Annotated in this window: 24 protein-coding genes; 2 read left to right on the plus strand and 22 right to left on the minus strand. The window is 49.2% G+C overall.

The features are described 5' to 3' along the window. Nucleotides 1-40: 40 nt before the first annotated feature. Together RBH76_02700 and RBH76_02705 are read left to right on the plus strand one after the other, a co-directional pair. A complete protein-coding gene (locus tag RBH76_02700) occupies nt 41-286 on the plus strand; it encodes an IreB family regulatory phosphoprotein (GenBank protein ID WMJ84349.1) in 246 nt (81 codons plus the stop codon). 54 nt (nt 287-340) lie between these two features. Continuing rightward, entirely contained in the window at nt 341-637 is a 297-nt protein-coding gene (locus tag RBH76_02705) for a hypothetical protein (GenBank protein WMJ84350.1), read from the plus strand. A 294-nt stretch (nt 638-931) separates the two neighbouring features. On the opposite strand, the gene RBH76_02710 is transcribed toward RBH76_02705, so the two are convergent. From RBH76_02710 to RBH76_02815, 22 genes are all read right to left on the minus strand, one after another. Next, nucleotides 932-1,561, minus strand: a complete 630-nt coding sequence (locus RBH76_02710; protein WMJ84351.1) for a hypothetical protein — start codon at nt 1,559-1,561, stop codon at nt 932-934. Between the two features lie 176 nt (nt 1,562-1,737). Continuing rightward, nucleotides 1,738-2,436, minus strand: a complete 699-nt coding sequence (locus RBH76_02715) for an MgtC/SapB family protein (protein WMJ84352.1) — start codon at nt 2,434-2,436, stop codon at nt 1,738-1,740. A 47-nt stretch (nt 2,437-2,483) separates the two neighbouring features. Then, nucleotides 2,484-3,698 (minus strand): cofactor-independent phosphoglycerate mutase, encoded by a 1,215-nt coding sequence (locus RBH76_02720; protein WMJ84353.1) that lies wholly within the window; start codon nt 3,696-3,698, stop codon nt 2,484-2,486. A 151-nt stretch (nt 3,699-3,849) separates the two neighbouring features. After that, nucleotides 3,850-4,938 carry a 3-phosphoserine/phosphohydroxythreonine transaminase gene (serC, locus tag RBH76_02725; protein WMJ84354.1) on the minus strand — a complete coding sequence of 363 codons (1,089 nt, stop codon included), beginning with the start codon at nt 4,936-4,938 and terminating at the stop codon, nt 3,850-3,852. Nucleotides 4,939-5,383: 445 nt separating this feature from the next. Next, nucleotides 5,384-6,499 (minus strand): class I SAM-dependent RNA methyltransferase, encoded by a 1,116-nt coding sequence (locus RBH76_02730; protein ID WMJ84355.1) that lies wholly within the window; start codon nt 6,497-6,499, stop codon nt 5,384-5,386. A 90-nt stretch (nt 6,500-6,589) separates the two neighbouring features. After that, nucleotides 6,590-7,117: a ribosome-associated translation inhibitor RaiA gene (gene raiA / locus RBH76_02735; protein WMJ84356.1), complete on the minus strand. Its 528-nt coding sequence runs from the start codon at nt 7,115-7,117 to the stop codon at nt 6,590-6,592. Nucleotides 7,118-7,405: 288 nt separating this feature from the next. Further along, the gene (locus RBH76_02740) at nt 7,406-8,569 is read right to left on the minus strand and encodes an amidohydrolase (GenBank protein ID WMJ84357.1); all 1,164 of its coding nucleotides are present in this window, start codon (nt 8,567-8,569) and stop codon (nt 7,406-7,408) included. Between the two features lie 195 nt (nt 8,570-8,764). Then, on the minus strand, nt 8,765-9,238 hold the full coding sequence (locus RBH76_02745) for a S1 RNA-binding domain-containing protein (protein WMJ84358.1): 474 nt from the start codon (nt 9,236-9,238) through the stop codon (nt 8,765-8,767). Between the two features lie 51 nt (nt 9,239-9,289). Then, nucleotides 9,290-10,168: a spore cortex biosynthesis protein YabQ gene (gene yabQ, locus RBH76_02750; GenBank protein ID WMJ84359.1), complete on the minus strand. Its 879-nt coding sequence runs from the start codon at nt 10,166-10,168 to the stop codon at nt 9,290-9,292. Beyond that, a complete protein-coding gene (gene yabP, locus RBH76_02755; GenBank protein WMJ84360.1) occupies nt 10,168-10,449 on the minus strand; it encodes a sporulation protein YabP in 282 nt (93 codons plus the stop codon). Before yabP ends, yabQ begins: the two co-directional genes overlap by 1 nt. 107 nt (nt 10,450-10,556) lie before the next feature. Next, nucleotides 10,557-10,799 (minus strand): RNA-binding S4 domain-containing protein, encoded by a 243-nt coding sequence (locus tag RBH76_02760; protein WMJ84361.1) that lies wholly within the window; start codon nt 10,797-10,799, stop codon nt 10,557-10,559. A 73-nt stretch (nt 10,800-10,872) separates the two neighbouring features. Then, nucleotides 10,873-11,148: an HU family DNA-binding protein gene (locus RBH76_02765; GenBank protein WMJ84362.1), complete on the minus strand. Its 276-nt coding sequence runs from the start codon at nt 11,146-11,148 to the stop codon at nt 10,873-10,875. A gap of 191 nt (nt 11,149-11,339) precedes the next feature. Then, nucleotides 11,340-12,140, minus strand: coding sequence for a nucleoside triphosphate pyrophosphohydrolase (gene mazG / locus RBH76_02770; protein ID WMJ84363.1), 801 nt, complete (start codon nt 12,138-12,140; stop codon nt 11,340-11,342). Nucleotides 12,141-12,182: 42 nt separating this feature from the next. Next, nucleotides 12,183-13,934 carry a polysaccharide biosynthesis protein gene (locus tag RBH76_02775; protein WMJ84364.1) on the minus strand — a complete coding sequence of 584 codons (1,752 nt, stop codon included), beginning with the start codon at nt 13,932-13,934 and terminating at the stop codon, nt 12,183-12,185. Between the two features lie 117 nt (nt 13,935-14,051). Further along, nucleotides 14,052-14,423, minus strand: coding sequence for a hypothetical protein (locus tag RBH76_02780; protein ID WMJ84365.1), 372 nt, complete (start codon nt 14,421-14,423; stop codon nt 14,052-14,054). Nucleotides 14,424-14,515: 92 nt separating this feature from the next. Beyond that, nucleotides 14,516-15,457: a nucleoside kinase gene (locus RBH76_02785; GenBank protein ID WMJ84366.1), complete on the minus strand. Its 942-nt coding sequence runs from the start codon at nt 15,455-15,457 to the stop codon at nt 14,516-14,518. Then, nucleotides 15,444-16,922 (minus strand): coproporphyrinogen dehydrogenase HemZ, encoded by a 1,479-nt coding sequence (hemZ, locus tag RBH76_02790; protein WMJ84367.1) that lies wholly within the window; start codon nt 16,920-16,922, stop codon nt 15,444-15,446. Before hemZ ends, RBH76_02785 begins: the two co-directional genes overlap by 14 nt. Beyond that, nucleotides 16,919-17,557, minus strand: a complete 639-nt coding sequence (locus tag RBH76_02795) for an MBL fold metallo-hydrolase (protein ID WMJ84368.1) — start codon at nt 17,555-17,557, stop codon at nt 16,919-16,921. Before RBH76_02795 ends, hemZ begins: the two co-directional genes overlap by 4 nt. Nucleotides 17,558-17,569: 12 nt before the next feature. After that, on the minus strand, nt 17,570-18,031 hold the full coding sequence (gene dtd, locus RBH76_02800) for a D-aminoacyl-tRNA deacylase (GenBank protein WMJ84369.1): 462 nt from the start codon (nt 18,029-18,031) through the stop codon (nt 17,570-17,572). Between the two features lie 12 nt (nt 18,032-18,043). Beyond that, complete coding sequence (locus RBH76_02805) at nt 18,044-20,224, minus strand: bifunctional (p)ppGpp synthetase/guanosine-3',5'-bis(diphosphate) 3'-pyrophosphohydrolase (GenBank protein WMJ84370.1); 2,181 nt, start codon at nt 20,222-20,224, stop codon at nt 18,044-18,046. Next, nucleotides 20,221-22,263, minus strand: coding sequence for a single-stranded-DNA-specific exonuclease RecJ (recJ, locus tag RBH76_02810; GenBank protein WMJ84371.1), 2,043 nt, complete (start codon nt 22,261-22,263; stop codon nt 20,221-20,223). Before recJ ends, RBH76_02805 begins: the two co-directional genes overlap by 4 nt. A 241-nt stretch (nt 22,264-22,504) precedes the next feature. After that, a complete protein-coding gene (locus tag RBH76_02815) occupies nt 22,505-24,127 on the minus strand; it encodes a hypothetical protein (GenBank protein ID WMJ84372.1) in 1,623 nt (540 codons plus the stop codon). Nucleotides 24,128-24,158 lie beyond the last annotated feature (31 nt).

Genomic DNA, 24,158 nt, shown 5'->3' on the forward strand with positions numbered 1-24,158 from the left:
GGGAAACATATGTTGTAAGATAGTAGTAAGAGGTGATATTATGCAAGAGCCAACACGCTCCTTTTCTATTTACGAAGACAAAGAAACCGAAGTGCGCAACATTCTAACGGGGGTTTATGATGCGCTCAAGCAAAAGGGATACAACCCGATAAACCAGATTGTCGGATATATCCTTTCGGAAGATCCCACCTATATCACTACCTACAACAATGCCCGCAGCCTTATTCGCCGCATTGACCGGGACGAGCTGCTTCAGATTCTCGTGCGGTCTTATCTTGGCGAGTAGGTGTCCGGCTTTATAAGCCGTTACAGCGAAATCCACTGAAAGGGGTCGATTTTATTGTCCGAAGCCAAAAAGCAGGTGCTTCCTACTTTTAAAGGGAAGCCATTGGTGCGTTCCGGCAACGTATTATACTACGGCGATCCATCCGATAAGTATATTGCCATGATGCAGGTGCTCACTAACAAGAGCTTTGAGGATGTTACGCTTTCAGACCGAGTATCGGTTCAGATTCTTTCTACCGATGAAACGCTTCACACCAGTCAGCGTGTGATTAAGCGTACTGAAAAAAACGGTCTTTACAAGGCGCTCACCATTGCCACCATCTGGCTAGAGCGTGCTTTGAACAACAGGTAAACTGGTAGCTGGGGCGCGACTGTATTACACAGCCGCGCCCCTTCTGATAGAAACAACTTCGCTTGTTTAGTGAGGCATCTGTAAAAATTGCAACCTATCGCGATATAATTAAGTTCTTTTATCATCATTATTATTTAATCCACGCACTCATTTTCACTGCCAAACCTTATTACCAAGTATCAAAATGCATCGACGGTTTGTTTGTGCTCATGGATAAACTCTAATACTAACCGCTACACAAATAAAAGGGGCGGACGAGATTTTCACCTCGTCCGGCCTTGACGTATTTTAAAATTATTTTATCCAACTGCCCAACCAGTTGCTGAAACTTTGCAGAATTCCGGTCTCATCTGTGCTGTCCGCTTCACTGTCTGCCAAAGAGGAAGCGTCTCCGGGCTGTTCAAGCAGCGCTGCTGCCGAGGTACCATTATTATTTTTAGCGCGATAGATATAGTCTTTTTGTTGGATGCCCGCATCGGTAAGCGCGTCAATCAGCTCACCGGCAGCCGTGACTACCGCCGCGTTCAATGTTCTTTTTTCCTCTACAGTGAGTGTGGTGTTACTCATACCAGTTTTCTCTGCCGCTAGGGCGTCCTCATAAGCTTTAAGCAGCTCGGTCAGATCGGCCTGAAGATTGTGATCATCCAAGTCAGCAATTAGCTCCTCAATCGTCTTAGCATCCAGCGCTTGAAAGGCAAATCTATTTCGTCTGCCACGTCTGCCATCGGTCCATGTATATCCATTACCATGTTTATTCTCTCCTCTGGTCATCATCCCCCTCTGCCCCACACCGGCGTTCCCCCACCTGTCAGGTCGCTGATAATTTGATGATCTGCTATCTGCAAAAACACCGACAGCCATTAGAGATATCGCTAGTACCACACAGACGATCATCACTATAAGTTTTGTGAAAAATTTTTTCATCTCATTTACGCTCCTTTTCATGTTTTTGTTTGGGCAATCTGAGTCTTCCTGTCGTAACAGCATATTTATCCAACAGGTTTGGTAAAATTATAGCGGTCAAATGTGTTATTTTGGTGACAACTGACTTAAAAAAATGCCGCCGCAGGCAACACACCTGCGACGGCTCAATTATTACTTTAAAGCTTCTGTGCAAAGAATAAATTGGGTATATTATTTAGCGACTCAATTAGTAGACTGCGATCTACCTTTTTGCCGTCGTGATTGACAATAAGTACTGTTGATACATTATTTCCAATCAAACTAACTGTATCGATATAGGTTACATACCAGCCGAGTGAATTAACCACCTCAATAATTTGCCCCAAGTGTACACTTTGATCATATTCAATAAAAAGCTGGAATTTGTTAGAGTATTTGACATATTGCGCATCTAGACGCTCTATGACCTCCAGCACCAGATAGAGGAACAAGCACATGATGATGGCACACTCATAAAAGCCAATACCGATAGCAAGTCCCATACAGGCCGAAGCCCAAAGCCCCGCCGCTGTCGTCAATCCTTTTACTTGATTACGGCCGGTCACCACAATAGTGCCAACTCCCAAAAAGCCGATGCCACTGATGACCTGTGCGCCCAAGCGAGCCGGATCCGCCGCACCGTCCATGATGTTTAAGATATATTGGCTCACCATCATGACCGAAGCCGAACCGATACACACCACCAGGTGGGTTCTGAGTCCCGCCGGACGGCGCTTTTTGCCACGCTCCATGCCAATGATACCACCCAACACTACCGCAAGAGCAAACCGGACAAATATAGAGTATAGTGTCAAGGGCCTAAGTGAATCGATAATTACGTCCATTTGTGCCAGCATCGCTCTTCCTCCTCATCAAAATAAAACCATTTAAATGGCTTACCTGTCTACCGCCCGGAAAGTAGCTTTCCAAGCAATTCATGCGCCTTTGGTACGAATATACCCGTTGCCTGCGCCGTCTTTTCGTTATATGTACGAGGCTGCGTTCCCTGCTGTCCCTTTCGGCAATAAGCGAATGGAATGGGCGTTCTTGTGTGCGTTTTTAACGCGATTGGTGTCGGGTGGTCGGGTGCGACCATAACCGCCCAATCCTCGCCACTCTGCTCCAGCGCCGCCATTACCGGTCCGATAATCTGAGAATCAATCTGTTCAATTGACCAAATTTTTTCCTTGAGCTGGGCCTGATGCCCACATTCATCCGGCGCTTCAACATGGATATAGACAAAATCACAGTCCTCTTGCAATGCCTTGATGGCGGCCTCGCCCTTGCCCTTAAAGTTGGTGTGGTAGTTGCCGGTCGCCCCCTCAACGGGAATAACCTTCATCCCCATTGACAGGCCGATGCCCTGTAACAGATCGACAGCGGAAATCATGCCGCCGCGAAGACCAAACTGCTGCTCGAAATTATGGAGCTTGGGTCGGGTACCCTCGCCCCAGAACCACACCGATGTTGCAGGATTTTTTCCCTGAGCAATGCGGGCTAAGTTGACAGGGTGATTGCGAAAAGCTTCGGTGGAATAGGCCATCATCTCTAATAGGAGGTCGTGGTTGACCCCTTGGGGCATATTATCTTGGCCGAGTTTTTTGCCAGAAATATCGTGCGGCGGAACGAGCTTAGCGCCCGTGGAGCCGTCTCTGAGCATCAGACAATGGCGATAGCTAACGCCCGGATGGAACTCAATTTTATCGGAACCAAAACGTTGCTGCATAACCGCGATAAGCTGCGAAGCCTCGTCGCTGGAAATTTCGCCCGCACAATAGTCGAGCATGGTACGCTCAGACAGCGCCTTTTCGTCCGACAGCGTCACAAGGTTACAACGGTATGTTACGTCGTTCTCGCCCAGCGTCACGCCCATACTGACCGCTTCAAGCGGTGAACGACCAGTGTAACACTGCGACGGGTCCACCCCTATGATGGACAGATTGGCGATATCGCTACCGGCCGGCAGGTTGTCCGGAACGGTCACACTTAACCCCATAACGCCGTCGGTCGCAATGCGATCCATGTTCGGATGTTTGGCTACTTCAAGCGGGGTCTTGCCACCCAGCTCGGCAATCGGCTCATCCGCCATGCCGTCGCCCAAAAAGATTACACATTTCATTAAAATTCGACACTCCCTATTGTAAACAAAAGCGAGACGCCGCAAAACAGACAAAGCCGTTTTTAGAGCATCCCGCCTCTGTAATGATGCTGTTTAGGCTAATGAATTTACGCCGCCACAGGGCAAATGATAGCCTGCCCTTCAATCGGACTTAGCCGTGCTTTTCTTCAAACGCACGCATAAAGTTAACCAACGTCTCAACGCCCTCATACGGCATGTTATTATAGATGGATGCGCGCATACCGCCCAACACCTTATGCCCCTTGAGATTGGACATACCAAGCGCCGACGCCTCTTTAATAAACTGATCATCTAACGCCTCATCCCCGGTTCTGAAGACAACGTTCATGATCGAACGGCTGTCCTTTTTAGCACCGGCCTTGAACAGCTTGCTGGAATCAAGATAATCGTAAAGCAGTGTAGATTTGGCAACATTCCGACGCTGCATCTCAGTAATACCGCCGATGGACTTGATATATTCTAATACCAGCTTGGTGACATAAATGCACCAGCAGTTGGGGGTGTTATACATCGACTCTTTTTCAGCCATCGTTTTGTAGTTGAGCATCACCGGGGTACCGGAAACAGGTTCCTGAATCAGATCCTCTCGGATGATGACCAGAGCCATGCCGGCAGGCGCAATGTTCTTCTGCACGCCCGCATACAGCATACCAAACCGGCTGACATCCAGCGGTTCGGAAAGGATGTTACTTGAAATATCGGCCACAAGCGGCACATTGCCGGTTTCGGGAATATAGGGGAACTTGGTGCCGTACACAGTGTTGTTAAAACAGATATGCACATAGTCAGCATCGGGATTGAGCTTCAGCTCATTCTGTTGCGGAATATGGTCGTATTTTGTCTCTTCCGAGCTTGCTGCAATATTGACTTTAATGAACTTAGCCGCCTCTTTAGCGGACAGCGCAGAAAAGTTACCGGTCTTCATGTAATCGGCCGTGCCGTTACGCTTTAAGTTAAGTGGCAGCGCCGCAAACTGAAGGCTAGCTCCCCCTTGCATGAACAACACCTTGTAATTATCGGGAATCTGCATAACTTCGCGAAGAAGCTTTTCTGCATCCTGCGCAATTTCAATGAACGCTTTAGATCGATGACTCATCTCCATTACGCACATGCCACTACCGTGGTAATTGTACATGTCGCGATTGCATTCTTCAAGCACTTCGAGGGGCAGCATTGAAGGACCCGCCGAAAAATTATAGATGCGCTCATACTTTGACATCGCTATGACCTCCTAAAATCTGCATTAAATTATGGGTCTGCATCCTATTGATCCTGCTTAAATATTAGCCAGACAGCATTCTCTTTAAGATACAGAGTAAAACCAATCAAAATTAAAACCTATAAAATATGCCGGTACAGCCCAACCGGCAAAGGCATCATCACAACCGACCTTTTATAAGCAAACTCCATTAATTTTGTAAGACAAACCCCATCCTATTTATAACAGTATATGTCGCTGGACAATCAGCGTCAACACCTTGTTTTACAAAATGAAAAAGAAAACTAAAGTTATGACAGCTTATACAAAGTTTTAGCCTTTTACAGCGACAAATCTGGGATGATTTCATGCTAGGATAATCCCCTGAGACCGCATCAGTCAAACACAAAATACCGCGGCGCTGATATTTTCTACAGCGACAGCGGTATTTATAAAAATGACAAGGTCAAAAGAACATATAGAGCTGGCATTTTAGCATGCCGTTATAGAGCTTTCGGCGGCGACTAGCCTGACGTCCGAATAGATTTTCAAAATTCTCATGCGGGCTGATGATATAATAACTTCTGCCCTCGCCCGGAACAAATACCCGGCCCATGGTGCGATAAAGCTCCTCAGCCTGATGCAGTTCGAGCATGCGCTGACCATACGGAGGATTGGTCAAAAGAGTAAACGGCTCCTCGGGCGGAACAAACGATGCGATGTCCGCGACGTCACATTTGATTTTGACATCTACCCCTGCGCGCTGAGCATTGTTTCGGGCTAGTTTAATTGTGTGCGGATCATTATCTGATCCTATCGCCTGAAAAGTACCCCGGCGTTTAATATTTTCAAAGCTTTCCTGACGTACCTGCTGCCATTCTTCCTTGGGCACAAGATCCCAAGCTTCGGCCGAAAAACGGCGTTTTAAACCCGGCGCAACGCGAAGCGCCTTGGTTGCCGCTTCAATCAGGAAGGTGCCAGAACCGCAGAACGGGTCGATCACCAACGTATCCTCACGGACGCGGGCTAGATCGGCGATACCGGAAGCTAGCGTTTCTTTGATAGGCGCAGCATTTGCAGTAGGACGATAGCCCCGCTTATGCAGTCCGTTACCAGAGGTATCAATCATAATGGTGACAACGTCCCGCATGATGGAAAACTGTATCTGGTGTGCAGGACCAGTCTCTTCCAGCCATTCCTTGCCATAGTGCTCACCCATACGCTTGGCCACTGCCTTCTTAATAATGGCCTGGCAATCCGGCACACTTTTAAGCTTGGAATTAAGCGACCACCCCTTGACAGGAAAAGCGTCAACGCTGCCCATATAATTCTCAAAAGGCAACATATAAACACCCTCAAAAAGTTCCTGAAAGCTCTCAGCGCGGAAACCGCCCACCACAATCAGCACCCGTTCTGCCGTGCGGAGTAAAATGTTTGCGCGCGCAATCATTTGAGGGCTGCCCTTAAAGCAGACCCGGCCATCGGTCACTTCAATATCCTGACCGCCAATACGTTTAATCTCACCTGAAAGCACACTTTCCAATCCGAACAGGCATGGACATGCGAGCGTCAAAAAAGCCATTTTCCCTTCCTTTCAAATCACGGCAGTGCCCTGAAATCAGGGCACTGCCGCACCGGTTAAAATTTATCGGACTATAAACCTTTTGCAGCATTACTGAATGGGCTCAATGAGTCCATAGCTGTCATCATGACGGCTGTATACGATGTTAATCTTGCCAGTTTCTCCGTTTTCAAAAACGAAGAACTGATGCCCCAGCATGTTCATCTGCAAGATAGCCTCGTCAGTTGTCATGGCATGCACAGGGAATTTTTTATGCTTGGCAATATTGAACTCATTCTCCGGCTCGGTGGGCAAATCGGCGGCATCTATGTTCTCAAACGCTTTCTCGCGCACACGATTAATCAGTTTGGACTTATTTTTAACAATTTGCTTGAATAATATGTCGCAAACAGCCTCCAACGAATCGGAACGGTCTTGAGTGGTTTTTTCGGATCTAAAAATCATGCCATTTGAAGTGATAGTCACCTCAACGGTGTCGCGGTCGCGTTCATTGGTGACGACGACAACCGCCTTGGCTTCATCATCGAAGAAGCGATCCAGCTTTTTAAGCTTTTTTTCAATTTTGTCGCGAAAGGAATCCTTAACCGTGGTTTTACGTGCTGTAATCGAGATGTTCATAAAAGTACCCCTTTCCTATGCTTTTGATCAGAAAAGCATTCGATGAATTTTGCTGCTTTAATTATAGCACAGAAAAGGGATTTTGACAAATGATTTATGCAGACCGTCTGTCGAGCACGCAGATATAATCACGCTTATTATCACAAAAAACTGAAAAAAGGGGATGTACCCCTTTCTCCCTTTTTTGATATATCGTGCAAGTCTGATGCTTTCGTCACTGCAGCAAACATACCTGATGGTATGTTTTTACTTTCGATAAGAAATTATAAATATCGATATTTTTAATAACTATCTAACCTTTTTACCATTTAAGAAAACAGCAGTCGGTTTTTCGAGACCCAAGATTGGGTCGTTTTTATAAATTACAATATCGGCATCCTTACCCACTGCTAATGACCCCACTCGATCAGCTATACCACAGATTTCGGCGGCGGTGATGGTGACAGCACGCAACGCCGCCTCACGTGGCATACCCGAATGATGGGCAATAGCGGCCGAAAGCATTAAAAATTCCTGGGGCAGCTCGGGATGATCGGTGCAGATAGCTGTCTTAACCCCATATCGCAGCATCACGGCGGGCGTCTCGCGGGACAAACCCACCAGCTCGGGTTTACTGCGGGTACCCAAGATCGGCCCACACACCACCGGAACGCCCTCGGCTGCGAATCGCTCGGCCACGAGATGCGCCTCCGTTGCATGAATAATAACGCCTCGCAGAGAAAACTCTTTTAGAATGCGCACGGCGGTAAAAATATCGTCGGCGCGATGGGCGTGTATGTGAACAGGCAGTTCGCCTCGCAGTATCGGCAGCAACGCCTCACTTTTGGCATCGAATTCAGGCGGATCAAGTTCATCCTCCTCATCCTGCTCATAGCGCTCATAATCCTCCTGATAACGGCGAGCGGCATATAGCGCCTCGCGAATCAGCGCTGTCGTGGCCATGCGAGTGCCTGGCGCTTGAGAGCGCGCCGCGTAGGTGCTCTTAGGATTCTCTCCCAGCGCAAGCTTCATGGCTGCCACGGGCAGCAGCAGCATGTCATCGATGCAGCAGCCGCCGGTTTTAACCGCGGCCGACTGGCCGCAAATGGCGTTGGCACTACCCGGCCCAGTCACAACGGTCGTCACACCGTAGTCCAACGCTTCTGAAAAGCCGCGATCTAACGCGTTGATGCCATCAATAGCCCGAAGCTGGGGCGTAACAGGGTCTGAAATTTCATTACCGTCTTCACCTTCAAAACCCAGCCCATCCCCAAAAAGGCCCAGATGACTGTGTGCATCCACCAGTCCTGGCATTGCCCATGCGCCGGCAAAATCATGACACGGCTCATCAGCGTTACGAACAAGCTGCGCCATAGGGGCAACTTCAGCGATCTTATCCCCTTCAATGCGAATAAAGCCGTTTGATACGGCTTCGCCTTGCATCGTTTCAATCCTGACGTTTGTAATTAGCATATATCCTCCAAACAAGAACGGGCGTCTCTAAATGAACCATGACATTCATTTAGAGACGTCCGCGTTTACCCCACCTTTATGCGGGCGGTTCAAACGCAACAGGGGCTGCATCGGCAGCCCCTGTCTGCGCCGTATTTCAAATAATCTGTCACGCACAGTAATTGCGTTAAGTCGTTTCACCCGATGGCACAGCAATTATTTGCAGTGTCTCTTAGGTCCAGCACTGCCACGCTTGCTATCCAAATTGCGCCGGATATCTGACATTTTGTCGTCGCTGGTTTGCTTAAAACGGCTGAGCATATCTTCAAAGCTCTGCGGCGCATTATTTTGACGACTAAAATCAATATCACTGCCGGGTCCCATGCGTCTGGGAGGAGGTGCAGTTCGCTGCGACTGGCCGGAACGCGGCCCTGCGTTTGTGCTGCGCGGCGCCTGTTCCATCGCACGTTTAATAGAAAGGTTGACCTTACCCTCAGGGGTAATAGCAATCACCTTTACGCTAACGACCTGATTCTCCTGAAGAAAATCCCGAATTTCCTTAACGTATGTAGCTGCGATTTCAGAAATGTGTACCATTCCCGTTTTCCCACCCGGGAGTTCGACGAAGGCCCCAAACTTTGTAATACCTGTAACTTTGCCTTCTACAATAGACCCGACTACAACCGCCATAAATGAATAGATCCTCCCAAAATTATTATCCTGTATGCTTATGTGCTTGTGTTAATTTCCGGAACGGTCGATAAAAATCTTTTCATCCGGATAAGCATATCCCAACTTATCCCGCGCAACGCGCTCAATATACTCCTCATCGTTCTCACCGTTTAGAAGGCGCTGCGTTTCGGCGTTTATTTGTTGTTGCTGTTCGACACTTTGCTTGAGCGCCGAAAGATGCCGCCGTTTAGAGGTTACTTGAACCTGCATGCCAATCAGTGAGATCGCAACATAGCCAACGAAACAAAGCATAAAGAAACGCACAAGCCAATTTGCTTTACGCTTTTTTCGCTTCGACACATTTACCCCTCCCTGCTTTGAACGGTGAAGTCTGCCGCCAAATTGCGGTATATAGCGATTATACAATAATTTGACTTGCTTTTTCAAGCGTAATTTGCGATTACGACATACTTTTTTTACAAGAATGACACGATTTACAGCCGCATTTTTTATCCGAATACCAAAAACACGATATAAAAACAGAAACGGTGCTAAAACGACTTTAGTCAATAGTCGAACAAGCCGAAGCACCAGCTCTATAATTCCGGTCACCAACCGTATCATCAAATTCAAAACACCGCTGCCGAGTGCCACAAACCAGCTGCTCAGCGTCAGTCTAAAAATTACCCAACCGAGCAACTCGCCACAAAAAACAAACCAGCGCAGTCGGCCGTCGCAATACCTTAGTAAAAAGCTAAAGGTCGCATATCCAACGACCAGCCAGTAAAACAAATCCTGCAGGCAGATGACGACCGTGCCACCCCCGAAAGAGCGACGCAGAATACGAAAAAAATCAAAAAACACGCCAAGCGCCGCCCCCAGCAAACAGGCGCGCAGAAAATACTGGCATTCGGCGCTGAGTGAGAGCAGCAGCGGCAAATCTGTCATCAACGGAACAACCTGCCCCACAGGCTCTGACGCGAAGAAGCGTTATCGGTATACTCCAGCGAATCAATCTCGCCGTCGAGCGCAAGCTCGCCCGATTCTACGTCGATCTTGCCCAGATGCAGATTGCTGCCCCGTACAACCAGCTCACCGACGTCAGTAAAAACAGCAACCATCTGCTCGTCAAAACTGTCGATATCCGTCACACCGGTGATGGTCAGCGCGCGCCTGCCGTCCATCACAACCTTGTGCTGCTGCCGCAGCATGCTCTTATCCTCTGCCATATGGCTTTACCTCCCTGCACGTTGGCTCATACATCTTAATTGTATGAGCCGCCACACAGAGGTTATGCCGCAAAAGACAACCTGATAACAGTTTAAGGCTGCAGCAGCTAATCTATAACGGTGTAAAGGTCAGAAGCTTCATCCTTTTTGGCGTGCTCCACTACCGAAATAACCTTGACGGTCAGCGGCTTAGCTCCTAACCCAACGGTGATTTTATCCCCGACCTTGACATCGTAGGAGGCACGCGCCACCTTGTCGTTAACCAAGATTCGACCGGCGTCACAGGCTTCGTTAGCGACGGTTCGGCGCTTGATCAACCGGGACACCTTGAGATATTTATCAAGTCTCATGTTTCCTCCAAAAATAATAAGCCGGCGCAAAAGCTTAAACTATGCGCCGGCAATACAATTTCTCTATTGAAAGTTACTTGGCCACAGCGTCCTTGAGTGCCTTGCCAGCCTTGAAAGAAGGCAGCTTGGAAGCGGCGATGGTAATTTCCTCTTTAGTTCTGGGGTTGATACCCTTTCTGGGACCACGGGTCTTTACCTCAAAAGCACCAAAACCGACGAGAGATACTTTCTCTCCGGCAACAAGAGCCTCCGTGATAGCGTCAACAACAGCGGTAACAGCCTTTTCGCTGTCCTTTTTAGAAAGCTCGGTTTTTGCTGCAACAATTCCGATCAGATCTGCTTTTGTCATAGTAGTAAAACCTCCAATAATTTTTACATCTTTACTTAGGGCTTGTTTGAAATTTCAAATCAACGAATATTTCGCTGTAAAGCGGCAGGGAGTAAAAAGCGTAGGATTTCTTTTGGCTGTTTTGAGTATTTTAACCCAATCAGCTGCTCTTTACATAAAAATAGACCGATATTTGTTTTTCTAAACAGCCATTATTTGCTCTGTGCGTTTTTTACATCACGCCAAAGCTTGTTCAACCGATCAAGTGGTGCATGCTTTAAGTCTACATTTTCGCGCTCAGCAAGCTGTTCAACGGCGTCAAAGCGCCTTATAAACTTATTGCAGGACGCTGTGAGACCTTCTTCGGCATCTATGTCGAGCATTCTTGCCACATTCACTGCCGAGAAAAGCACGTCACCTAATTCTTCATAACAAGACTGGTCATCTTGCTTAGCCATAGCAACCTTCAGCTCAACAATCTCGCTTTCAAGATCGGCTAAAGCCATGGCCGCATCTGGGTAATCAAACCCGGATTTTGCCGCACGCTTTTGAACCTTTTGGCTGCGCATAAGCGCGGGCAAAACATTGGGCACACTGTGCAACGTATCAGAAACAGTCGTTTGCCCTTTTTCCCTTTTTTTGATCTCATCCCAGTTTTCGAGAACTTGTTTAGAATTATTAACCACTGCGTCGCCAAAAATATGCGGATGACGCAAAATTAATTTTTTGCAAATGCCATCCGCCACATTGTCGATAGAAAAATCGCCGGTCTCTTCACTGATGCGGCTATGAAACACCACCTGCAGCAACAGATCACCCAACTCTTCACACAGCATTTTGGAATCGTTCGCGTCAATGGCCTCGACGACCTCATAAGCCTCTTCTATTAAATTCTTACGGATGCTTTCATGCGTCTGTTCCAAATCCCACGGACATCCATCTTTGTCCCGCAGCAGGGACATAATTCTAATCAAATCAGAAACCTGATAATTCTCTTTCAGCTCGAACGCCATGCTGGCCAAAATTCTCCTTCTTTATCGGTAAAAACATCTTACTTATTTTACCGCATTGTAACGCGATTTGCAAGGGGAATTACACCATAATAAAAGCAGTTTTTTTATTTTGGAGTCACTTTTAAGCAAATACAAATCGTTTTCCTGTATTGCACCCGAAAGCAAAAGCGTAACCAAATAGATTCCTCCGCCACAGACTATCGCCAATGCCAGCACCAACTTCTCGGAATAGTAGCCCGTAGTAGCATTTAAAATGCTCAGCGCGGTCACGCAGCACAACAGAGATGCAAATAACGGCTTTAAAAACATCGGGAATAGACCGATATCGCCATCTATCGTACGCATTAGTACCGCCGTACCTCCCAGCATAATAAACAGGTAGCAGCCCAATGTCCCCCACGGCGCACCTGATATGTTGACCGACGGTATCGAAATCAGCGCCCAGTTAATTAAAAATTTAATGGCAGCACCACCCACCATCATTTTAACCGGAACATACACCCGCCCCACAGCTTGCAGCATGCTGTTCACCGCACCGGTAACGGCGACAAAAACTGCCGCGACCCCCATAGGCTGCAGTAATCGGGCCGCTATTGCCACCTCAATGGGGTTGCTGTCAAAGATAGCCGACAAGATCGGTTTGGACAAAAAGCAAATACCTAGCCCCATCGGCATGGCAATGATGATGGTGACGCGAATAACCGACTCCACCTGTTGCCGCAGCTGTGACAGTCTGCCCTGAGAAGCCAGCGCAGCGATCATCGGTAATGCGCAGGTGCCGATGGCGGCGGTCAGGGCAGGAACGAGATTGAAAATTGTGATGGCGAGTCCAGTGTAGGAGCCGTAAAGAAAATTAGCGACCCGCTCGGCATGCATGCTATCCAGCATGGCGTTCGGGTGGCTACGGCACAGCGCATCCCAGTCATTTTGTGCTGCAAAGCTGATGCGGTTCATAACCGACACCAGATCGATTAGCGACGATATGTTGGTTACCAGCGCCCCGGCTGAAACTGGCAGCGCCATGCCGATGAGCAGCGAGGCCGTTTTCCCCGGGGAGATATTACTTTGCCCTGGCACTGCTTCGCCTTTTTGTAGCACATGATAAAGTGCAATCACCAGACTGCCTGCCGCAGTGGAGATCGCAACACCTGAGACAGCTGCGGCTGCAGCATGTGGCGCGATAATCGTCATCGCCTCAGCGCGGTCAGCCACCATCACCCCGAACACACTGCCAGTGATATTAAAGCTGTGTATGCCGCTTTCCACACAGCGAAAAGCAAGATACAACCCCACAAAGAGCTTGATGACTGCCTCCACAACCTGTGAAAGTGCCGTGGGCACCATGTTTCGGCTACCCTCGTAGTATCCCCTAAAAACCGAAGTTATACAACAGAAAAACACCGCGGGCGCAATGGCTCTTACCGCTTTAAGCGCGTTCTGGTTTCCGATTGCCACGACAAAAAACGGTGCGACGAAATAGATCACCGCAAAGAGCAGCAATCCAATAAGCGGAAATAACATCAGTGCGACCGACATAATTCTCTGGCGGTCTTTTCGTCGACCTTTGGCGATGGCTGAGGCCGTCAGCTTCGACACCGCCACCGGAAACCCGGCCACACTCAACGCATAAATGGGATTAAAGACGCTGTAAGCGGTCATGTAATAGCCCATGCCCTCACCGCCTAAAATCCGAGTCAGCGGAATTTTGAAAAGCGCCCCGATAATTTTGACTAGCACAGCGGCCATCATCAGCGTAGCTGCCCCCGATGCAAATGACTGTCCTTTAGATTTCAATAGCCTCCCCCTCCCCCTTTTGAATCCTATTTCGAGTCTGGGGGCGAATATGCAGGTCATGGCATATCACGTAAAAAAATACTGCGAAGTAACACTCCGCAGCATTTTAGTCATACATTATTCTCGGTTTTTAGTCAGGTTGACCCCGCAACTTTTACAGTAGGTGGTATCAACCGGATTAGCCGTTTCACAATTGGGGCACTTAATACCATCCCGGATGGATGCGATATTGGCGTTGATTTCATTGATACTCACTAAAAGCGAGTCGATTTCTTTAATGCAAACCGAAACCAGCTCATAGTTATCAGTTCCGGTTTTCTGCTGTTCATAGGTCAATATGCCAATCCGCTCATAGGTACTCTGTATCTGAGACCTAAGCTGCATCATCTGAAGCTTTAGCTTAGAAAGCTCAACAGCCGAACCCGTCTTTTTTGTCGCAACACTCGCAGCATTCCGCACCATATTCATAACACTGCCAAAAGCAGACATAAACCCCACGCCCCTTCACTGTATTGTTTTATATTATACCGCAAAATGGTATAAAATACAATGCTTATCAGAAGGTCTTTGTCCTTTTGCAGTTAATTCCCGATAAACTCCCGAAGCAGCGAATCCTCGGGAATATAGTGGTAATCAATATCGTCAAAAGCTTCTAGCAGATCAACAATTTGCTTGACCTTGCCGGAATAAACCCTGTTGTCTTTAAGCGATTCGATCATCGGCAGTATGTAGTGATGGAAGACGCAGCCCTCATAGTCGAGCGAGGAATCGATCTTGTAATCCACACTGTCTCTGAAGGGATAAATGTACTTTTCTTCACCGTCCAGCACATCCTCCCATGCTAAGAGTGTCTCAAGTGGAGAGCGGTTACGGAAATTGTGGTCGCGCACCATACGCCGGATAAGTCTGGCATCCTTCGGAGTGAGTACCTCGGTTTCGCCATCCATATACTTGGTGCGCGTGCTGACATAGGCGCGGTATAGCACGTTTTGATCCAGCACTTCCACCAGTCTAGGGTTAAGTGCATGCAACCCCTCAACTACAAGCACTCCGCGCTCCCCCAGTTGGACCTCATTGGTCTGGTCAGAGCGGGTGCTGTTGTTAAAGTCAAAAACCGGAAATGTTGCGCGCCCTTCCTTTAACAGACAGCCTAACGTCGTATTAATAAGCGGTAAATCTAACGCTTCAACCGTCTCCATATCAGGTGTGCCGTCGGGCAGCTTAGGATAATTGGCTATACCTAAAAAGAAATCGTCCAACGATACCACAGGGGCGTGAAGGCCGTTTTTGGCAAACGCCTCCGAAATTTTGTGGGCGGTCGTCGTCTTACCTGAAGAGGAAGGGCCAGCCAACAGCACAATGCGGTACCGTCCGTTGCTGCTGAGCACTTGCTCGACAATTTCGTTTATCTGGTCAAAGTAGCCCTTTTCACACTGTGCGATAAAGTCACCCGGTTTTTTGGCTAATGTATTAATTTCGGTGACATCAATATGCGAATTTTTAACTTTACTAATGATTTTCATAAAACTGTTTCACCCTTTCCTTACGATTGGATATCACTTGATAGCGCGAGAGATATTCAGCCGGGTATTTAAAATTATAAATACGCTCAATATCCGCGCCATGCGGAGCGCGCAGCTTGGTGACTGCGCCGGCACCAGCAGCTAATATCGTGTGTGTCTCATCCATAATAAAGACATTATAAAGCCCTTCTTTGCCGGGCTTAGCATACCCGGTGTTATCTAAGCTACCCACCGCGTTTTTCTGACGGTAGAGATAATAAGGCGTATAACCCGCTTGACAGATCAGCCGTCGTGCGGTATCCACCATCTGGGCCACCTCGCCGTGCCGGGAATATTGCCGCGCAACCTCCTGAGAATCTTCGGCCAGCGTACTGGCACGTTTTAATGTCAGCGTATGCACCGTAATGTTGTCCGGATTCAATGTCAGCACTTTTTTTAGTGATTTTTCAAAACTTTCGGGGGTATCCCCTGGCAGGCCTGCAATCAAATCCATGTTAATGCTCTCAAAACCGATCTCTCGCGCCAGCTCAAACGCGTCCACTACCTGTTGGGCAGTGTGCTTTCTGCCGACGGCTAAGAGAACATCGTCATTCATCGTCTGGGGGTTGACGCTTAAACGCGTCACGCCCGCCGCCTTTAGCGCCAGAAGACGTTCGCGGTCTATTGTATCGGGTCGACCGGCTTCTACTGTATATTCTAACAAATTCGACAGGTCAAAAGCATGAGCAATTTGTAAAAATATCTTGGTAAGTTGTTCCGCAGACAACGTCGTCGGTGTACCACCGCCAAAATAGATTGTTTGCAATGTCAAACCTAGGGTTTTGACAATTCCCCCGATTTCGGCAATTTCAACGCAAAGCTGCTCAACATATGGCGCAACGAGATGCCGCATTTTTTCTACCGACTGAGATACAAATGAGCAATAACTGCACCGCTGTGGGCAAAATGGGATAGAAATATAAAGGCTAAAGCCCATCGACAGACTTCGGTCATTAATGCTTTTCTCTGATCGTCTGACCGTTTGAGCAAGCTGCGCCATCTCTGCACTTAACAGATAGCGGGCGCAAAGCTGCGTGTTGGCCTGCTGCTCGGTCAAGCCCTGTTCTGCCAGTGCATGAAATAGCTTGACCGGGCGAATGCCGGTCAGAATGCCCCAACGCAGTTCGCGACAGCCACTTTTAAGCGCAGTGCCGTATAAAATTCGAGCGAGTGCAACCACTCGCTCTTTTTCCGAAATATCCGTTTTCAACGTCTCCTGCCCTGTATACAGGTTTTTGTTCCGCCGCAGCGTCACTTGTAACAGATAGCCATCATCATTGAGCGTCATCTCCGCTAGCAGATAATCCTGCACCGCACCCAAATCCGGCAGCGATTCCACAGGTTTAAGCAACAGTGCCGGAAACAGCATGCGCGAAAGCATTTCTATTTCATAGGTGTGAGAAAAGCCACGGGTCATCAAAATCATTTGAGTGCTTCCCTCATATAAGGGTTATGGTGACGCTCTTCCTCCAACGTGGACAACTCTTCATGGCCGGGCAGTACATTATAGTCACCGGGCAGATCGTGCAGACGCTTGAGCGAGCGTAGGATGGTCAAATAGTCACCGCCCTCTAGATCAGTTCTGCCACACTCGTGTCTGAAAAGGGTATCACCGGTAAAGATAAATTCCTCACAGATATAGCAAACGCCGCCACGGGTGTGACCAGGGGTCTCTATTACGCGGAAGGTTAGCCCACCAACCGTGAATTCATCCCCCTCACGCGTAAGGATATCAGCTTTCAGATCAAGATAATCTTCATCACTGATATATTGCCGCCAGTTAGAATTTTTGACGGCAGCGGGCAGCATAGGTGCGTCCTTTTCGCCGATAACAATTTTAACATCTGGGTGTTTTTTGACAATGCCCTTTGCACCGCCGATGTGATCAAAGTGACCATGCGTCAGCAGGACATATTTGGGCTTGAGGTTATTTTCTTCAATAATCTGATTGACTCTGGCCGGATTTGCACCCGGGTCGATGATAGCGGTCTCACCGTTAGCATCAATCGCAAAATAGCAGTTTGTCTGTATTGGTCCCAGCGTCGTGTGCAAAAGTTTCATGGTACAGCCCTCCTAGTGTTTTGGCATAATCTCTTCAGTATCGAGCAGGATGGTAACCGGCCCGTCATTTTCTAGTGATACCAGCATATGAGCGCCGAACGCGCCGGTCTCTACCCGCCCGACTCCCGCTTCACGCAGAAAATCGACATAGCGCAAATATAAACTTTCAGATAATGGCGGCTTTTCAGCATTAACAAAGGCCGGTCTGCGCCCCTTTTTGCAATCGGCATAAAGCGTGAACTGACTGACCACCAGTGCACTACCGCCAACATCAAGCAGCGAAAGATTCATTTTGCCTTCAGAATCGGTAAAAACGCGCAGCTCAGCAGTCTTTTTGGCCAGGAATCGTGCTTCTTCCTCGGTATCCCCAGTTTTGACACCTAATAGTATCAGATAGCCACCGTCGGTTTCCCCCACAGTCTTGCCATCCACCGAAACCTCAGCGCGGCAAACCCGCTGCAATATCGCTCTCATAAAATCACCCCGTCAGCCTGATATACGATCCACGGAAATGATACCCGGAATCTTTTTGATCTGTAAAACGACATAGTTCAGCTGATTTAAATCACTGATGGCCATTGTAACATTAAAACTCAAACGTCCGTCTTTAAGCTCCTTGGCCATAAAAGAATGCAACGAAATGCGCATGTTGCTCAGCAGAATACTCAACTCAGCCAGCAGGCCGGAACGGTTGTTACCGATAACCTCAATAGAGGACTGGAACGTCTCTTTGACCGTTGTGGCCCATTCACAGCGCACCCAGCGCTCACGCTGCGATTCGTCATTCATCGCTGAAACAACATTGGCGCAGTCGCGTTTATGAATTGAAACACCGTAGCCGCGGGTTATAAAGCCGATAATGTTGTCCCCCGGCAATGGGTTGCAACATTTTGAGAATTTGACCAGACAGCTATCAATCCCCTCGACAATGACGCCGGAGGAGTCTTTACGCTCCTTTTTAGGCTTGACAGGAATGGTTGTCTGTGGTGGCTCCGGCCGGTAAAGGCGGGTATATTCCTCGCGAAGGTGCGGCATGATGCGCGAAAACGGTAATCCGCCATAACCCAGCGCCGCCACAAGGTCGACAGCGGTGTTCAGGTGCTGGCGTTTCGCCTCAGCAGTTAAAAGCTGCTCGCGCTGCTCGTCGGTGAGCACGATGTTGGCACGCTTAAACTCGCGGTCAATCATCGCGTTGCCTTCAATGATATTTTCTTCGCGCCGCTCTTTTTTAAACCATGCCCTGATTTTGTTGCGAGCTTCAGTGGTTTTAACAATGTTGAGCCAGTCGCGATTGGGACCCTGTGTTTTGGAGTTGGAAGTGATGATTTCGACGATCATACCGGTCTGAACCTCGGTATCGATCGAGACAATCTTGCCGTCGATTCGAGCGCCCATCATGCGGTTGCCGACCGCCGAGTGGATCGCATAGGCAAAGTCCAACACGGTGGCACCGGTGGGTAGGCTGATGACGTCGCCCTTTGGGGTGAACACAAAAACCTCTTCGGGGGCGATATCAGATTTGATCGAGCTGACAATGTCCTCGGCACCCTCGCCATCCTGCTGGTTTTCAATGAGCTGGCGCACCCAGGCCAGGCGCTCTTCGAGCTTATCTTTACCCTGAATGCCCACCTTATATTTCCAATGTGCTGCGATACCATATTCTGCCGTGTAGTGCATATCCCAAGTACGAATCTGTGTCTCGAATGGGATACCCTCTTTGTCGAATACAGTGGTGTGCAGCGACTGGTACATATTTTGCTTCGGGGTCGAGATATAGTCCTTAAAACGATTGGGAATCGGGCGGAACATATCGTGAATGATGCCCAGAATGTTGTAGCATTCAATGACCGAATCCACAATAATACGCACCGCATAAATATCAAAAACCTCGTCGAAGGCGCGGCCCTGCATATACACCTTGCGGTAGATACCGTAGATGCTTTTGACACGTCCTTCGATATAAGCGTTGGGATGCTCCGCTTTTACGCGCTCAAAAATGCGTTGCTTTATACTGGCCAAAAATAGCTGGCGCTGCTCGCGCGCAGCGAGCTGACTTTCAATCTCAGCATAGGCGATAGGATCTAAATACCGCAGCGAAGTGTCCTCAAGTTCTTCCTTGATTCTGCGGATACCGAGGCGGTCGGCGATAGGCGCATAAATCTCCATCGTTTCCAGCGCTTTATAGCGCCGTTTCTCCTCCGCCAGATACTGAAAGGTTCTCGCGTTATGCAGTCGGTCGGCCAGCTTGATAATAACCACACGGATATCCTGCGCCATCGCCAACAGCATCTTGCGTAAATTCTCAGACTGTTGTTCCTCCTTGGAGGAGTAAGGAATTTTACCCAGCTTGGTCACACCGCCAACCAGCAGTGCAATATCATTTCCAAAGTTCTTTTTAATAACAGCGAGCGCAACGTCGGTGTCTTCAACCACATCGTGCAGCAGCGCCGCCGCGACTGATTCGGTATCCATCCCTAGCTCCACCAATATTTTGGCAACAGCCAGTGGGTGGATAATATAAGGCTCGCCCGAGCGACGTTTCTGGTCGCCGTGCGCCTCCTCTGCCATCTCATAGGCGCGCTCAATAACCTCCAGATTATAGCTTTTGCCAGTCTGGAGGATAAAACTCTTTAGTTCTTCGATGCTGATTGATCGGCTGTCATTCATAATTGTTGTTGTAAGCTCCTTATAATCGAAGAATGCTCAAGCTGTACGCGCGCTGCCGCGGTAACAACTGTCAATACCGCAACATCTTGCGAGACGGTTCTTTGTAGCAGACCTAACTCCTGCAAAACTTCGAGCGCAATGCGAAAGCGGGAGTAATCAAGAGGCTCCTGTTGGACAATGTGACAGTAAAGCGCGTTGGGTGAAAAATTGATCGAACCCTGCCGCTTGATATAGCGATACACCACCGCCGTTTCTGCACGGGTGGGAATCAGCTCCGGCCCTAGGTTTTCCTGGCGTAGATAGCTGTCATAACGCTGTTCCCCGAGCACCAGTAGATTCATGTCACTGTTTGAAAGCCGGATGGCTTTTAGCTTTAACGAGACGCTCTGTTGACCCTGATAATTGTTGATCGAAGCTGAGAAAGCAATATCCACCGAATCACCTACGACGGCGCAAAACCCGTTAGGCCGGGCGATAAAGCAAAGAACACTGAACCGGGCTTTATCTTTAACAAGGTTCAACTTACAGTATTTTCCCTCAGAGAGCGGGATGATGCGTTCTAGGCATGCATCGGTAACCATAAACACCGGCGTAGGGTTCTGACTGCCAAACGGCTCTAAGCAATTGAGCCCCTTAATCTGCTCGACTGTCAGCAGCTCAGGCGATACAACACTGTCAATTTTAAGGCGAAGCGCCGGCATAACAGAATAATTTGCTGCGGCATAGTGCTGCAGCTTCGCATTAAATTCCGGCACCTTGGCGGTTTCCAACGAAAAGCCGGCCGCCATAGGATGCCCGCCGTAGCGGGTCAGACTGTCTGAGCAGGCGGTTACAGCCTCAATGAGCGAAAAACCCTCCACACTGCGGCCAGAGCCCTTGGCGCTCTCCCCCTGCGTTGAAATTAACAAACAGGGCTTGCCAAAGCGCTCAACCATCCGCGAACAAACAATGCCTACAATACCCGCGTTCCAGTCCTCACCGGAAAACAACAGAATTCTGTTATGTATCAAGGACGGATCGGCCAGCAGCTGTTTGGCGATGTCGTCAGTAATTTTCTTTTCATCGGTCCGGCGCTTCTGGTTGAGCGCCTCCAGCTGTTGGGCCAATTCAGAGGCCTCATCATTGCTTTCGGTCAATAGCAGCATTGCAGCCAATTCAGCAGAATCGAGCCTGCCCGCCGCGTTTATACGAGGCGAAAGTCCGAAAGCCACCGATTCTCCGGTCAACGCTTTTCCAGTGAGCCCCGCAATTTCTAACAGGGCGCGCACCCCTGGCCGGTGTGAATCAGCCAGTAGTTCCAATCCTCGCTTGACAAAGCAGCGGTTTTCGCCGACGAGCGGCACTACATCCGCTACCGTACCAATGCACAGAAAGTCAGCGTACTGCTCAAGCAGTTCCTCGCCGCGCTCACCTTCCATGGCACAAAGCAGCTTAAACGCCACGCCGACGCCCGAAAGATCTTTAAACGGATAATCACAATCACTGCGGTGTGGATTTATTACGGCGGCAGCCGCAGGCAGCGTCTCTCGAGGCTGGTGGTGATCGGTAACTACGACCCGCATCCCCAGCGCGTTTGCGTGATCAATTTCCTCCAGCGCCGAAACGCCATTATCCACTGTGATAATCAAAGACACACCCATCCGGTGCAAATCGTTTATCGCAGGGATATTCAGACCATAGCCCTCTTTTTCACGGTGCGGAATATAATAGCAGCTCCGCGCGCCGACCGACTCAAAATAGCTCTTGAGCATTGCGGTGGACGCAACACCGTCGCAGTCATAATCCCCGAAAATACATATAAACGCGTCATTTTCAATGGCATCCTGAATCGTTTCAAGGGCGGGAATCATATCACACATCAACATTGGGTCGCAGAGTACATCCTCGGGCTCGCAGTCTAAAAGCTGTCTGGCTCCGTCAGCATCATACCCGCGAGAATCCAGCACCACCGATGCCAGTTCGGGAATACCCAGCACTCGACGCAGTTCCTCTGCGGTGTCGCCACACGCTGCGGGAACATCCCAAATCTGTGCTTTCATTCAAACGCCCCCTCACATTTTAAGTCTAGTTCGCTGCAAAACGCCCTGCGGCGACAGATACAGGGTATTATAAGCCCTTAAAAGGTAGCAAGCCCCATTAAGGGGCAAGCCATAAGAACACAAGCGTCTTGCACGCAGCAAAAATATTGTCCATCAATAGGCGGTTACCTCACAAAAGGTAAGCTATTGAAGATAAAGATGGTAAAATAGCCATAACGCGGTCATTATATCATAACCGCCTTTACAATTCAATATTATTACCGTTTATCGGCCTTGTATAGCGGTTCATCAACGCTAAAGCACAGCGCAGCCCGTCTACGGCAGCGCTCATGATGCCACCAGCATACCCCGCCCCTTCACCACAAGGGTACAGGCCGTCAATACTTTCTGCCATACAGTTGCTCTGGCGCATGATCCGCACCGGTGATGAGGTTCGAGTTTCCACACCGGTGAGTAGCGCGCCCGGTGCATCAAAACCAGAAAGCTTTCGCCCTAAAATCGGCAGTGAGTGCCGCATAAATGCCGTAATCTGAGGCGGAAAAAGTGCTGCAATGTCCGTTTCCTTTACACCGACTGGATAGCTAGGTTCTACCATTGTAGCCCCACCTGACAAAGGCGATTTTAAGAAATCAGCTACACACATACAGGGTGCTTTATAATCTTTACCCGCCACGTTAAAGGCGGCATATTCCAGTCGCTGCTGAAATGCAATTGCATCCTGCCAGCCGTTGCCGTAATCGGCTGAATCCACCGAAACTACCAAAGCACTATTGGCGTTCTTTAAGTCTCTCGCGCGGTAACTCATGCCGTTGGTCACTGTCTGCCCTTCGCCAGAGGCAGCGGCAACCACCATGCCGCCCGGACACATGCAAAAGGTGTAGGCCGCGCGCTGACTCTCACGATGAGAAAGCTGATACTCCCCTGAAGGTAGATTCGGGTGACCGGCAAAGTCGTTGTAGACCGCCCGGTCAATTTCAGTTTGGAGATGCTCGATACGCACCCCCACCGAAAACGCCTTTGGTTCAAGCGCAGCGCCGCAGCCTGCGAGCGCAAAAAAGGTGTCGCGTGCGCTATGCCCCACCGCCGCAATGACCGCATCGGCTGCTAACGAGTCGCCGTTAGATACCACGCCGCAGATAGCGCCATCCTTGACCTGAAAATCCTCTACACGGCTGAGAAAATGAATTTCGCCGCCCAACGCCAATATTTCTTTGCGGATGCTTTTGACCACACCACGCAACAGATCGGTGCCGACATGGGGCTTCGCCTTGACCAGAATATCCTGCGGCGCGCCGTGCCGTACCAACTCGTTGAGCACATGCCCACAAAGCGGATCATTGATACGGGTGGTCAGTTTGCCGTCGGAAAAAGTACCCGCCCCACCCTCACCGAACTGGACATTGGTTTGTGCGTTTAGCACACCATTCTGCCAAAAATGTTCAACCGTCGCCACACGGTCTTCCATAGCCGCGCCACGTTCCAGTACTATGGGCCGGTAGCCGTTTTGCGCCAGCAGCAGCGCGGAGAACATCCCAGCCGGACCAAAGCCGATAACCACCGGACGGTGGTTCAGCGGTGTTTCCCCTGTTTTGACCGCTATCGGCACTGGGCGCTTAAACACCAAAAGATTTTTAATATCCTCTCTGAGCAGCTTTTTGCCGAGCGCATCGGGCACCTCAATCGCTACAGTACTGACAAAATGCACCGGCAGCCTACGCCCCCGCCGGGCGTCGACAGAAGTGCGTACCAGACTGCACGACAGTACCTGAGATGGCTTTAACCCCAGCTGCGCAATAGCGACAGATGTGGCTTCCCCAACGCCTTGCGTCACCGAGGTATTGATCTGACTCAACTGTAAAAGCATATGCTTGCTCCTTTGATACTGATTTTCCATC

The organism is Oscillospiraceae bacterium MB24-C1 (genome assembly GCA_030913685.1).
Lineage (GTDB): Bacteria > Bacillota > Clostridia > Oscillospirales > Ruminococcaceae > Yanshouia.

Excerpts from the sequence above, each read along its gene's own strand:
- RBH76_02720 (WMJ84353.1), bottom strand. The coding sequence starts at position 3,698 with ATGAAATGTGTAATCTTTTTGGGCGACGGCATGGCGGATGAGCCGATT.
- RBH76_02715 (WMJ84352.1), bottom strand. The coding sequence starts at position 2,436 with ATGCTGGCACAAATGGACGTAATTATCGATTCACTTAGGCCCTTGACA.
- hemZ (WMJ84367.1), bottom strand. The coding sequence starts at position 16,922 with ATGATTTTGATGACCCGTGGCTTTTCTCACACCTATGAAATAGAAATG.
- raiA (WMJ84356.1), bottom strand. The coding sequence starts at position 7,117 with ATGAACATCTCGATTACAGCACGTAAAACCACGGTTAAGGATTCCTTT.
- RBH76_02700 (WMJ84349.1), top strand. The coding sequence starts at position 41 with ATGCAAGAGCCAACACGCTCCTTTTCTATTTACGAAGACAAAGAAACC.
- yabQ (WMJ84359.1), bottom strand. The coding sequence starts at position 10,168 with ATGACAGATTTGCCGCTGCTGCTCTCACTCAGCGCCGAATGCCAGTAT.
- RBH76_02795 (WMJ84368.1), bottom strand. The coding sequence starts at position 17,557 with ATGAAACTTTTGCACACGACGCTGGGACCAATACAGACAAACTGCTAT.
- RBH76_02740 (WMJ84357.1), bottom strand. The coding sequence starts at position 8,569 with ATGCTAATTACAAACGTCAGGATTGAAACGATGCAAGGCGAAGCCGTA.
- RBH76_02760 (WMJ84361.1), bottom strand. The coding sequence starts at position 10,799 with ATGAGACTTGATAAATATCTCAAGGTGTCCCGGTTGATCAAGCGCCGA.
- RBH76_02710 (WMJ84351.1), bottom strand. The coding sequence starts at position 1,561 with ATGAAAAAATTTTTCACAAAACTTATAGTGATGATCGTCTGTGTGGTA.
- serC (WMJ84354.1), bottom strand. The coding sequence starts at position 4,938 with ATGTCAAAGTATGAGCGCATCTATAATTTTTCGGCGGGTCCTTCAATG.
- RBH76_02805 (WMJ84370.1), bottom strand. The coding sequence starts at position 20,224 with ATGAATGACAGCCGATCAATCAGCATCGAAGAACTAAAGAGTTTTATC.
- RBH76_02745 (WMJ84358.1), bottom strand. The coding sequence starts at position 9,238 with ATGGCGGTTGTAGTCGGGTCTATTGTAGAAGGCAAAGTTACAGGTATT.
- RBH76_02730 (WMJ84355.1), bottom strand. The coding sequence starts at position 6,499 with ATGGCTTTTTTGACGCTCGCATGTCCATGCCTGTTCGGATTGGAAAGT.
- RBH76_02780 (WMJ84365.1), bottom strand. The coding sequence starts at position 14,423 with ATGTCTGCTTTTGGCAGTGTTATGAATATGGTGCGGAATGCTGCGAGT.
- mazG (WMJ84363.1), bottom strand. The coding sequence starts at position 12,140 with ATGGCGTTCGAGCTGAAAGAGAATTATCAGGTTTCTGATTTGATTAGA.
- RBH76_02765 (WMJ84362.1), bottom strand. The coding sequence starts at position 11,148 with ATGACAAAAGCAGATCTGATCGGAATTGTTGCAGCAAAAACCGAGCTT.
- RBH76_02785 (WMJ84366.1), bottom strand. The coding sequence starts at position 15,457 with ATGAAAATCATTAGTAAAGTTAAAAATTCGCATATTGATGTCACCGAA.
- RBH76_02815 (WMJ84372.1), bottom strand. The coding sequence starts at position 24,127 with ATGCTTTTACAGTTGAGTCAGATCAATACCTCGGTGACGCAAGGCGTT.
- dtd (WMJ84369.1), bottom strand. The coding sequence starts at position 18,031 with ATGAGAGCGATATTGCAGCGGGTTTGCCGCGCTGAGGTTTCGGTGGAT.
- yabP (WMJ84360.1), bottom strand. The coding sequence starts at position 10,449 with ATGGCAGAGGATAAGAGCATGCTGCGGCAGCAGCACAAGGTTGTGATG.
- recJ (WMJ84371.1), bottom strand. The coding sequence starts at position 22,263 with ATGAAAGCACAGATTTGGGATGTTCCCGCAGCGTGTGGCGACACCGCA.